The sequence below is a fragment of the Acidimicrobiales bacterium genome, from assembly GCA_041394265.1.
In the GTDB taxonomy this organism is placed as follows: Bacteria; Actinomycetota; Acidimicrobiia; order Acidimicrobiales; family SZUA-35; genus JBBQUN01.
This window is the reverse complement of record JAWKIO010000006.1, coordinates 589,641-601,413: the sequence shown is the minus strand read 5'-3', so window position 1 is coordinate 601,413 and position 11,773 is coordinate 589,641. Positions and strand designations below refer to the sequence as shown.

Sequence of the window (11,773 nt, the reverse complement as noted above, 5' to 3'; positions counted from 1 at the left end):
CGTGTTGGCGTGCGATGATGAACACGGCGAGGGAGCCGCTGATCATTAGGAACTGGCTAGTCAGTCGCGATATAGGGCCCTCACCTGCCGCTCCCGGCACGCGATAATGACCTAATAGTGCGAAAGCTAGCGAGCTTAAGTAGAAGGCGAGCGCGACGTTGCGTAGTGCGACAGTACGGTAATCGAAGGTGGTTGCTGTAGTGTCTCTTGTGCGACGAGCTCCGAGAGCGAAGGCCGCGGCGGCAATCAGAGACCATGTTGCGACCTCTAGCCGCGACTGAGAGTTTCCGAGCTCGCTATAGCGGTGGTGTAGTCCAGCTAAATCAAAGATGGCGGGCGCGCCATGATAGAGGACCGCAGCCGTGAGCGAGAGCGTCTGCAGCGGGAGATAGTTGCGCTCGGCAGCCTCTCGCCGATAGCAGAAGATCACCATCGAGACGGTGCCGACCAGCACGACGACAAACGCAATAGTCGCCATCAGCAGTCAACTTTGTCAGGATCATCGGAGAGGCGTCGTCCAAGTGCGAGTGTCAGAACGCCACTGAGTGCCCACCCAGCAGAGCTCCCAATGGCGGCGCCCGTCGTGGTCGGGTAGAGTGCAATCGTTACGATAGTTAGCGCGCTTCCCGTAGCTAGAGTAACTGCTAGGGCCTTCTCTCTTTGATCTCGTACGAGGCGGCCGAAGGTGCGCTGAGCGGAAATGTAGATCAAGCTGCCGACCATAAGTACGCGTGAGTGCCAGACTACTCCGCCATATTGCGTTCGTCCGGCTAATGTGACGGCCACTTCGGGGAGTATCACGCAGAGGCCGACACAAATTGCGACTGCCGTGAGTGTATGCCGTCGGTAGCGGCTCTCTGTCTTCGCTTCGCCTGCTAGTCCGCGCAGGAAGCCGGCTGTTCCGATCATCTGGGGAACCTTTGCGATGCTTGCGGCGACGGCGTATCGGCCGATCGCGTCCGCCGGCGCCAAGAAGGTCAGAATTAGGATGTCGATACGGTTGTTGGCCATCTGGACAACTTGGAATGGATGTAGGCGCGCTGAGATCTTGAAGTGCGAGCGCGTTAGCCCCGCCGTCCAGTCACGGCTGAGTATTGATCGTGACAGCCAGATGGCTCCCGTCTCCTGTGCGAGGACCGAGATTGCGTAGATGGCTGCTAGCTCGGTGGCAGTCGGAGCGCTCCGAAAGATCAGCAGCCCAAGTGTGGCGGATGACGCGAGGACTGGCTGAGTGAGGCGGAGGGCAGCGAGCGTGCCCATTCGTCGCTGAGATATCAGTAGGCCGTAAAGCGGCTGAAGTGAAGCGATCGAGCTGGCCGCTGCAACAAAGTAGAGGCTGTCTATTGGGGTGCGGCTGGCTGAGCCTACGGCTATCGCCCCGATGGTTGCTAGTAGGAGAGCGAGGCCCATTGATTGAACTGCTTGCAGGTATGACGAGATCATGCTGCGCCCCGAGCCAACTACTCGGTCTTGCGAGAGGCCAGCTAGCAGACCGATAGTCTGAGTCGTTGCGACGAACGAGGCAAAGTGGCCGCGTGTCGTGGCCCCCGCATATCGTGCGACTGCAATTGCCGTGGCAATTGCTAGCGCCTGGGCGGCGACGAACGAAAGCTCGAGTGCACGAGCGCAAATTAGGCGTCCAACTAGCTGGGGTCTGCTGGTGCGACGGTTTGGCGGTGCGAATTGGCTGCGTTTCCTCAACGGAAGGGGTTCGCGATTTCTCTGCGGTGTGCTGATCGATTCGCCCTTGCATCCATGTTCGGTGGCGCTCAATGAGGGGCTAGGCATTGGAGGGTATGTGCTGTACTTATCGCAGTGCGGGTGCGGAAAGCCGCAGCGCTATCTGACTGGTAGCTACGGCCGTGTCGTGCGTGAAGGCTGAGGCAAGGCCTTCGACGAAGCCCTTGCCGGGACGAATTCGCTGCACCTGGTTGTTGAAGGTGAGTCGATGGAAGTTGTCGATCACAATCGTGCTGTGGCGGCCGTTGATCTCGACCAGCTCCTTCGGTGTCGTCGGATGACCATCGGCGACGTAGAGGATCGATGCGCTCGATCCGTCGGCGTACTCGAGGAGGAGGTGGTAGGTATCGTGGCCCACCGTCGGCCCGACTCGATGTGTCGACACCACGTCTTGGTCGCCGGTCAGGAAGGCGCAGAGGTCGATGAAGTGGCAAACCTCGCCTAGCAGTCGTCCACCCTCTCGTCGGTCGCTGTACCAGTGATCGGGAGAGAGCGGACCGGCGTTGACCCGATAGTGGACGTGAATTGGACCTGAGCCTCCGGCGAGCGCGTCTCGAGCTGCTACGGCCATCGGTGAGTACCGTCGATTGAACCCCACATAGAGGCGGCCGTTAGTGCGCTCGAGAGCGGCCGCGACATCGGCCAGCTGATCCTCGGTGATCGCGAGTGGCTTCTCGCAATACACGTGCTTGCCGGCATCCAGTCCGGCCACCACGTACTCGGCGTGACTCGAGTGCGGTGTCGCGACCACCAGGACCTCGACCTCGGGGTCGTTGATCACGGCGTACGGGTCGCTGGAAGCTCGGCTGATTCCCTCGCGCTCGGCGAGCCGGCTGGCCGAGACCCCGGAGGCGGAGGCGATGTGGACGACCGGCCCGTATCCGGCTTCCTTCAGGGAGAGGAGGATGACGCTGCGTACGAAGCCGCCGGCGCCGAGGATCCCGACCTTCGGGGCGTTGCTGATCGCGCGTGTGGGACGACGAGCGGTTCTCGTGACCGTGGTGTCGGGTTCGGTGGTACCGGGGTAGGTGAGGACGACGCCGATCGGGCGAGCTGCCTTGTCGTCGAGGACGGCGTATGCCTTCTCGGCTTCGCCGATGTCGAAGCGGTGGCTGACGAGGTCATCGACATCGAGGCGGCCGGAGGCGATGAGGTCGATGACTGCCTCGAGGTTTCGGCCCTCGGTCCATCGGACGTGGCCGATCGGGTAGTCGACGCCCCACTCCTCGTAGCTGCGGTCGTAGCGGCCGGGCCCGTAGCTACGGGCGACCTTGAGGTCGAGCTCCTTGTGGTAGAAGTCGTTCCGATTGAGATCGAGCCCAATGTCGCCCACGGCAACAACGGTCGCACGATCTCGGCACCGGGCCGGAACTGCCTTGATGATCCCCGAGTGTCCGCTTGCTCCGGCGGTGATGACGACAAGGTCGGCACCGCGGCCCCGGCTCCAATCCGTGACGTGCGCTGTCGTGTCGGCTCCCGCCTCCAGCACGCCGTGCACGCCATGCTGCTGTGCCATCTCGATGAGGGACTGATCGAGATCGATTCCCATGACGTCGCATCCGGAGGCGACCGCCATGCGTGAGGTCAGCTGTCCGATCAGGCCAAGTCCGACAACGAGCACCTTTGCACCGAGTCGGACTTCGCCAAGTCGCAACCCGTGCAGGCCGACCGCGGCGACCGTGGCGAACGAAGCCTGCTCGCAGGTCACCGTGTCGGGAATCGGGGCGGCCAGCACCCACGGGACTGCCTGGAACTCTGCATGTGAGGCGAACCCACTGCCACCAGTCGCTACACGCTGACCGACGTGCAGGCCCGAGACAGCACTGCCGACGTCGATGATCGTGCCGGCACCCGAATAGCCAAGGGCGAGATCATCGTTGAGGCGGCTGCGAACCGCCGCGAGCGTGGGCTTCAAACCGTCGGTCTTGGCCTTGGAGATGACCTGCCGAACGAGATCGGGGCGAGCCTTCGCCTTCTCCAGCAGGTTGGCCTGAGCGAGTTGAGTGACCGCTCGTTCGGTGCCGGCGGAGATCAGCGTCGCCTCGGTGCGAACAAGAACCGATGTGCTGTTCATCTGCGGAGCGGGCGAGTCGACGACCTCGACGGCGCCGCCTCCGGCGGACTGGACAACTTGCTTCAAGGCGATGCTCCTCAGAATGCTCGGCCTTCAGGCTGGGTGGGACTGCCGCTGCGACCTCAGCCGTGGGTGATGGTACTGGCCCCAGTCGGCCGTCGGGTCGATGACTTGAAGGACTGCCTCGGCTGTGAGCGAGTCACGTTGGCCGTCTGGCCCCAAACCGTGCTCGAACGTAGTTGCCATCCGCAACGACCCTGCAACGTGGGTTGTATGGCGAAGCGGGCGTCCGACGTGCCCTTTCGACGTTGCGCTGCTGTTGCGCACTTCTGGTGATGTAGGGCCCAGCGTGTCGGCAGGCTGAATCGTGCAGTTGGCGAAGGAGTGGCGGCGGGAATGATGGCGAGGCGAACCGAGCGACTAGTATCGGCGGGGCGACGGCGGTGACGTCGTCGAGCGGCATTCGGCCAGCGGCCGAGCGGCAGTCCTTGGGCGAAGGGCGGCCAACGACCAGAGGATCCCTCTCCATGGTTCATCAGCGAAGTCTTCGCGCTGCCCCCCGATTTCGGCAGGCCCTGCTGGCCATTGTCGACTCGTTGGCCTGGGTGGTCGCACTGGCCATGGCGGCGAGCACTCGGTTGTCGATCGCCAAGACGACCGTCAACTGGGAAGCACTACTGGCTCTTGCGGGGCTCGGGGCGGTCTTTCAGATCATCTTCGGCAGCTGGGTGCGCGAGCTGCTGGGGCGGTTCCGTATCGGATCGGTCGATGAGGCGCTCGGCGTCGTCAAGGCATGGGCGGTCACCTCGCTGTTCGTCGCAGCCTTGAACTACTCGGTCTTCGGCCGACCCGCACCGACGCTTGCCCTGATCCTGTCGCTGCCACTTGCTCTGTCGGTGATGCTCGGGGTGCGGTTGGGCTGGCGGGTGACACGAGATTCGAGCCGTCGTCCCCGTCTCGGGGCAGGGCGCAAGCGGGTGCTGGTGTTCGGGGCCGGAGAGGGCGGTGAGCAGATCATCCGCTCGATGCTGCGCGATCCCGACAGCGAATACGTGCCGATAGCCATTCTCGATGACGACGGGTTGAAGGCACGGCGCCAGATCATGGGCGTGCGGGTGCAGGGCACCAGCCGTGACCTGCTCGAAGTGGCTCAGGTCACCGAGGCCGAGGTGCTCCTGATTGCCGTGCCGTCGGCCAGTTCGGAACTGATGTCGGACCTCGACGACCTCGGTCAGCAGGCGGGGTTGAAGGTCCTGGTCCTGCCGAACACCACCGAGATGGTGGGCATGTTGTCCACGCACGACATGCGGGCGCTGACCGAAGCCGACTTGTTGGGTCGTGCCGAGGTGGAGGTCGACATGGAGTCGATCTGTTCGTACCTGACCGGCAAGCGAGTGCTGGTCACCGGCGCCGGTGGCTCGATCGGTTCGGAGTTGTGTCGCCAGCTCGCCGGCTTGGACTGCGCTGCCCTGGTCATGCTCGATCGAGACGAGTCCGGTCTCCACGCCACGCAGCTGGCAATCGAGGGCAAGGCGCTGCTCGACACTCGAAGCCTGGTGGTCGCCGACATCCGCGACCGAGACCGGGTGTTCGAGGTCTTCGAGGAACACCGACCCGAAGTGGTGTTCCACACCGCAGCGCTGAAGCACCTCACCCTGCTCGAGCAGTACCCCGAGGAAGGGCGCAAGACCAACATCGAGGGTCTCGCAATCTGCTCGATGCGGCCGAGATGTTCCTCGCCGAATGCTTCGTCAACGTCAGCACCGACAAGGCGGCCGACCCCACAAGTGTGCTCGGCCGAACCAAGCTCGAGGCCGAGAGGCTCACCGCCGCCAAGGCGGCGACGGCCAGCGGCAACTTCATGTCGGTTCGCTTCGGCAACGTGTTGGGTTCCCGGGGGTCGGTCCTGCCGATCTTCCGGCACCAGATCGCCCAGGGTGGCCCGATCACCGTGACCCATCCCGACGTCACCCGCTACTTCATGACGATCCCTGAGGCGGTGCGGCTGGTGCTGCAGGCTGGTGCGATCGGACGCCCAGGGGAAGTGATGATCCTCGACATGGGTGAGCCGGTGAAGATCGTCGACCTGGCGGAGCAACTGATCCGCCATTTCGGGGCCGACGTCGACATCCAGTTCACCGGGCTGCGGCCTGGGGAGAAGATGGATGAAGTCCTGGTCTCGCAGACCGAGCAGGTGCAGATCCGTGAGCACCCACGCATCATGCACGCCACGCCGCATACGGAGCGTGCCTGAACATGCACGGAGCGGCGTGGGTGCATCTGCTCCGGCGACGAAGAGTTGCGATTCCTACACTCGAAGGCGTCGTCGAACGGCAAAGATTTGTGGCCATCCACCACTTGGCCAAGCTTGCAGACGAAGGTTGACGCAGGGGCGATCACCTGCGAACAAAGAGGCGGTAGCGTGAACGAATTCCCAGGTTGGATCATGAAGCAGCGGCCCCTCGGGCTGGGTCTGCTCGGGGCGTTGGCCTGGGTCGCCGCCCTCGGCCTGGCGACAGCCACCCGGCTGACGTTGGCCGACACCAGCGTCGACTGGTGGCCGCTCCTCGGTCTCGCCGCATTGGCAGCAGCCTCCCAGGGCCTGTGTGACACCTGGCAGCACAACCTGCTCGGCGCCTACCGGGTGGGATCGATCGATGAGGCCACCTCGGTCATCAAGTCATGGGTAGCGACGTCGGCCGTTGTCGTCGCTGCCAACTTCTTCCTGTTCGGCCGACCGGTGCCCACCATCGCGCTGGCGCTGTCACTGCCACTTGCGCTCACCACGATGCTCGGGGCCCGCATGAGTTGGAGCCTGTTCCAGCGATCGCTTCGTCGGCCACCGGTCGACGCACGCACGAAGAAGGTCATTGTCTTCGGTGCCGGTGAGGGCGGGGACCAGATCATCCGGGCCATGCTCGGCGACCGCTCCAGCCGATACGTGCCGGTCGCACTCCTCGATGACGACACCACCAAGGCTCGCCGCCAGATCATGGGTGTGCGGGTGCGAGGCACCCGTCACGACATCGCTGCGGTCAAGAGCATCACCGGAGCCGATGTCCTGCTCATCGCCATCCCTTCGGCCAAATCGTCGCTGATCGCCGAGATCGACGAGCTTGGTCTGGCTGCGGGCTCGACGTGCGGGTGTTGCCGTCGACCACCGAACTGGTCGGCCTGCTGTCGGCCGCCGACATCCGCGAACTCACGGAGGCCGACCTCCTCGGTCGCGACGAGGTCGATGTCGACATGGCCTCGATCCGTTCCTACCTGACCGGCAAACGAGTGCTCGTCACCGGTGCCGGCGGGTCGATCGGTAGCGAGCTGGCCCGCCAGCTGGCACAACTCGACTGCGAATCGCTCATCATGCTCGATCGTGATGAGTCCGGCCTTCATGGCACCCAGCTGTCCATCGAAGGCAAGGCGCTGCTCGACACACGATGCCTGGTCGTTGCCGACATCCGCGACCGAGCCCGAGTGTTCGAAGTGTTCGAGGAGCACCGCCCGCACGTCGTGTTCCATACCGCAGCGCTGAAGCACCTCACTCTGCTCGAGCAGTACCCCGAGGAGGGTCGCAAGACCAACGTCGAGGGGTCTCGCAACCTGCTCGACGCGGCGGAAGCGGTTGGCGTCGAGTGCTATGTGAACGTGAGCACCGACAAGGCGGCCGACCCGACGTCTGTGCTGGGGCGGACCAAACTCGAGGCCGAGCAACTGACGGCAGCGAAGGCGGCGACGGCCAGCGGGAAGTTCGTGTCGGTCCGGTTCGGGAATGTGTTGGGTTCTCGTGGTTCGGTGCTTCCGATCTTCCGGCACCAGATCGCCCAGGGTGGGCCGATCACGGTGACCCATCCCGACGTCACCCGCTACTTCATGACCATCCCCGAAGCGGTGCGGCTCGTGCTACAAGCGGGGGCCATCGGTCGTCCGGCCGAGGTGATGATCCTCGACATGGGTGAGCCGGTGAAGATCGTCGACTTGGCCAAGCAGCTGATCCGGCACTTCGGCGCCGATGTCGACATCGTGTTCACCGGACTGCGGCCGGGGAGAAGATGGACGAGATCCTCGTATCACACACCGAGATCGCCATCACCCGAGAGCACCCGCGCATCATGCACGCCGTGCCCCACACAACGGGCGCACCCGACCCGTCAACGGTTGAAACCGACGCCTGAGGTCGTGCGCCTGGTCGCAATCGCCCAGGTGCGGGAGTGCTTCGACCCAAGACCGCGATGACTCGTTCACCTACAGTGGTCGGAGCGGAGCACGAACGAAGGCGGAAGACCATGGGCCGTACCCGGCGGAACGAGCAGCACATCATCGATCTCAGCGACGCCGCCTCGCGTCGTAGCGCAGAGGTCTCGGAACGGTCCGGTCTGAGTCGGCCACCCATCGGCGATTCACCGCCCTGGCGCTTCGGACAGACGTCGATCCTCGTTCGCCCGTCGGAGACGGAAACGGCCGAGATCGAGCCGGCCAAGCTCCGTCGGTCGCCGTTCGAGTCCGAGCGACTCCTGCTGTCGGCCGGCGACGCAGGCGTCCCTGCTCGTCGGGGCGGCTTCACCACCCTCGGTCGCTTCGGATTCTTGCGGCGCCGCTGAGCGCTGTTGCGGTCCAAGTGGCCGCCGCTCACTTGGACCGCCTGGCCACCGTACGAAAGGTGCGCAACGGCATCGCAACGTCGTTCTTGAGCCAGGACCAGGCGTGTCGAGCCAAGTCAGCGCAGGTCGACGATTCGCTTCTGCCACACGGCTGATCCCGAGCGCTGAGCGAGGTCGGCTGCTGTGTCGAGTAGCCGAGATCGCTCGGCTGAGTCGGCCGGATGCAGCACGGCTAGTGAGGCGTCGACCGGCCCACGATCGAGGATCCCGGTGGCCAACGTCACGATGGTTCCCGACAGCGGCGCCAGCACGTCGGCGGTGATGGTCGCCAACGACGGGTCGCCCATCTCATCGGCGGCCGCGGCAATGTCGACCAAGGCGGCAGCAATGGTGGGATCGGTAGTGTTGTTGCGCTCGGCGATCTGCGTCACGAGCGGGCGGGCTCGCTCGATCGCCTCATCGATCCTCCCGACGGCGAGGAGCGCGTTGGCAATCGCCGCTTGTACCGGAACGATCTGGTTCGTGGCCGGGACCTGCTCGAGCAGTGGGAGAACCGAGCCGTGGGTGCCATCCAACCAGTGCACGAAGAACTGCTGCGCCAAGCGGGCCTCGTCGGCGCCAGCCAACGCATAGCGGTGTGCCAGCCGGTGAGCAGCTGCAGAAAGCTGCTCGGCACCCTCTCGGTCTCCACTGGTCAAGGCGAGCATGGATCGCACCAGACCGGCGTGCCACTCGCTCCGTACTGCGCCGAGCTCACCTGCGAGGCGCTCGAAGCGATCGAGTTCGGCGATGGCGTCGGCGGTATGGCCGAGCCGGTAGAGCTCGATCATTCGGAGCTGCGCAATCGTCATCGCCTGCGCACTCGTGAGCGCTGAGTGCCCAGGCTGATCGTGAGCGCCCACGATCGCATCGATCGTGGCGAGGCGGCGGGCGGGGTGGTCGAACGCGCTCGAGAGGTAGACCGCCCTCGCCAGCTCGTGACGATCGAGGTCGTCGATCACGGCCCCGGCCTGTTCGAGATAGCGGACTCGGCGCTCGTCGTCTCCGTTGTCCGAGCTGAGGATCGCCATCAGCGAGAGCGCGAGGCCCTGCGATCGTCGTGAGAGCTCATCGAGCGGGATCGTCTCGAGGAGCTCGAGCCGCTGACGGTGAGGGACACGGTCCAGGTCGTCGTGCTGACCGGAGGAAGCAATCGCGAAGGCCAGCTCCCAGTCGCCCGCTGCGGCTGCTTGCCGAAACCCTACCGTGCGCTCCGCTGCCGCTTCCTCGATGTGGCCGAGCCGATTGAGGCAGAGGGCGAGTTGGCCTCGTGCAACGGCATCGAGACCGCCCTCGGACAGCGAAGCCGCCGAGCGCAGTGCAGCGAGTCCCGATCGGACATCACCCTGTTGGACGTAGTCGCTGGCTGAAGCCTCCAGCGCAGCTGCAGCTGCGGCACTGTCGGACAGCGGAAGTGCAGCAACGAGGTGGTGCGCTCGTTGGTGGGAGTTGGAGGCGAGTGTGACGCATCGGTGGTGCATCGCCCGCAGTTCGGACCTCGTCGATCCAGCCAGCAACGCCTGGACGGCAGGGGAGTGGCGAGGTCGAAACTCATCTGGTCGAGGCCCCTCGTGCACCAGACGATGCTCGACCAGGCGGTCGAGCGACGCCAGGGTGTCGTCGACGCTGCGGTCGGCGACTCGAGCGATTTCACCAAGCCGTGCGGTGCCGGCGACGCCGCGACACAGGATCGTGAGGGCGGTACCAATGGCGCGGTCAGCGTCCCCAATGCCTGAGAGGAGCGAGTCGAGGGAACCGTCGAGCGGGCGGAGATCAGACGGTGGCTCGAACGTCGTGCGGTCGGTTGCGTCGAGCACGATGTCGACGAGCTTGGGAAGCCCCGCGGTGAGTCGTGCGACCGACTCGGCAAGACGAGCGGCGTCAGTCGTCGGGAGGTCTGGAAACAGCTGTGCGATGGCGTCGGCGATGCCGTTGGCGTCGAGCGCCTCCAGCTCGACGTGCGCCCGGCGCGTCGTGGTCGCAAGGGGGTCGGGCAGTTGACAACGCCGGCTCGCTGTCACCACCGTGAGGTCGGAATCGTCGTGTCCACGGAGGAGAAACGCCAGCAGTTCAGCGCTAGGTCGATCGATCTGATCGATGTCGTCGACGACGACGGCAAGCGGTCGCTCGGCGGTCAACGACTCGACGATCGAGGCCGCTCGACTCCAGACCACGGTCTTCTCGATTGGCTCCACCAACCTGGTGCTGCGCCCGATGCCGCTCGGTGGTGCAGGGGCGAGCAAATCCTGCAGCGCTGGACGAAGCTCGGGAAGTGCGGTCAGCGCGGCTTCGTAGGCAACCGACGAGGGATTGCCTCGAGCGAAGCGAACGGCGGCGCCCTCATCGAAGAGCGATCGACCGATGCCGGCGAGGAAGCGGCTCTTGCCGGCGCCCCAGTCGCCCTCGATCGACAACAGGCGAGGCATCGGCATTGCCTGCAAGCCAGCGAGCGCCGAGCGGTGTTGCGTCGGATGATGGGCGAGCGAGGCCCGGAGCAACGCATCGAGGTGCACCGGGAATCGACGCTCGAGGTCGGATGTGTGCTCGAACATGTCCGGCGGTTGACGCCGCGCACCGAGCTCATCGGCAAAGCGGACGAGTGCGTCGCACGCGCCGTCGCCCAACTCACTCCGAACCACGGCAATCGTCGTCTGCAACGTGGCGAACGCTCGGGACTCCTCGCCCGCCTCGGCGTCGGCCGTTGCCGACAGCGTGGTCAAGTGCTCATCGAACGGATCCCCGAGCGCACAGGCCCGCATCACGTCACGCAGTGCTGGTGACACCGGAGCGCCGGCTTCGGTCACGAAGGCGGCGAGGATGCGTCGGCGGGCCGCAACGATTCGGTTGGTCGACTGTGCAATGCGATTCGTCGGCTCGACGTCTTCATATGGCCTGCACGGCTCGAGCAACCACACCAGGTCGTCGGTCCACTCATCGGGGAGGCGTGGAGTCAGGAGAAGCCAGGCGTCGACCGCGTGCGTCGGTAGATCGAGACGACACACGCCGCCCCTCGTCGGGAGCATCGGGCCGTCGAGCACCAGGCGCAGACGGGACAGGTGGTTGCGAAGCGACGCCGACCAGGAAGCCGGGAGCGTGTCACCCCACAGTTCGTCGGCAAGCGCATCGAGGGCCAACCCGCTCGGTCCGGCGGCGACGAGGACGGCAAGGAGGTGGCGCTGTACCCGAGACAGCGACCGGTGACATCCGTTGCCTCCGTCGGTCGATATGGGTCCCAGTACTCGAATCACCACGCCGCTCCGGATTGCCTGCCCAGACAACTACCAGATCAGAGCGTCAATATCGCACCCCAGGCCGGAAATTG

At 64.8% G+C, this 11,773-nt stretch carries 7 protein-coding genes and 1 pseudogene; 5 read left to right on the top strand and 3 right to left on the bottom strand.

What is annotated here, in order from left to right:
- Together R2733_26900 and R2733_26895 are read right to left on the bottom strand one after the other, a co-directional pair.
- The coding region (locus tag R2733_26900) for a hypothetical protein (protein ID MEZ5380153.1) at positions 1 to 478 on the bottom strand (478 nt) is incomplete at its 3' end.
- A 1,329-nt stretch (positions 479 to 1,807) separates the two neighbouring features.
- Complete coding sequence (locus R2733_26895; protein MEZ5380152.1) at positions 1,808 to 3,880, bottom strand: bi-domain-containing oxidoreductase; 2,073 nt, start codon at positions 3,878 to 3,880, stop codon at positions 1,808 to 1,810.
- A gap of 461 nt (positions 3,881 to 4,341) precedes the next feature.
- On the opposite strand from R2733_26895, the pseudogene R2733_26890 reads away from it, so the two are divergent.
- The 5 genes and pseudogenes from R2733_26890 to R2733_26870 all read left to right on the top strand — a co-directional run bounded on the left by R2733_26890 (position 4,342) and on the right by R2733_26870 (position 8,412).
- Positions 4,342 to 5,508, top strand: a pseudogene (locus tag R2733_26890) (SDR family NAD(P)-dependent oxidoreductase).
- 35 nt (positions 5,509 to 5,543) lie between these two features.
- Positions 5,544 to 6,068, top strand: a complete 525-nt coding sequence (locus R2733_26885) for a polysaccharide biosynthesis protein (GenBank protein ID MEZ5380151.1) — start codon at positions 5,544 to 5,546, stop codon at positions 6,066 to 6,068.
- A 168-nt stretch (positions 6,069 to 6,236) separates the two neighbouring features.
- Positions 6,237 to 7,085 (top strand): hypothetical protein, encoded by an 849-nt coding sequence (locus R2733_26880; protein MEZ5380150.1) that lies wholly within the window; start codon positions 6,237 to 6,239, stop codon positions 7,083 to 7,085.
- Complete coding sequence (locus R2733_26875) at positions 7,061 to 8,047, top strand: polysaccharide biosynthesis protein (GenBank protein ID MEZ5380149.1); 987 nt, start codon at positions 7,061 to 7,063, stop codon at positions 8,045 to 8,047. Before R2733_26880 ends, R2733_26875 begins: the two co-directional genes overlap by 25 nt.
- A gap of 50 nt (positions 8,048 to 8,097) precedes the next feature.
- Entirely contained in the window at positions 8,098 to 8,412 is a 315-nt protein-coding gene (locus tag R2733_26870; GenBank protein MEZ5380148.1) for a hypothetical protein, read from the top strand.
- Between the two features lie 116 nt (positions 8,413 to 8,528).
- Here the strand turns inward: R2733_26870 and R2733_26865 are convergent, their stop codons facing one another.
- Entirely contained in the window at positions 8,529 to 11,699 is a 3,171-nt protein-coding gene (locus R2733_26865) for an AAA family ATPase (GenBank protein MEZ5380147.1), read from the bottom strand.
- Positions 11,700 to 11,773 lie beyond the last annotated feature (74 nt).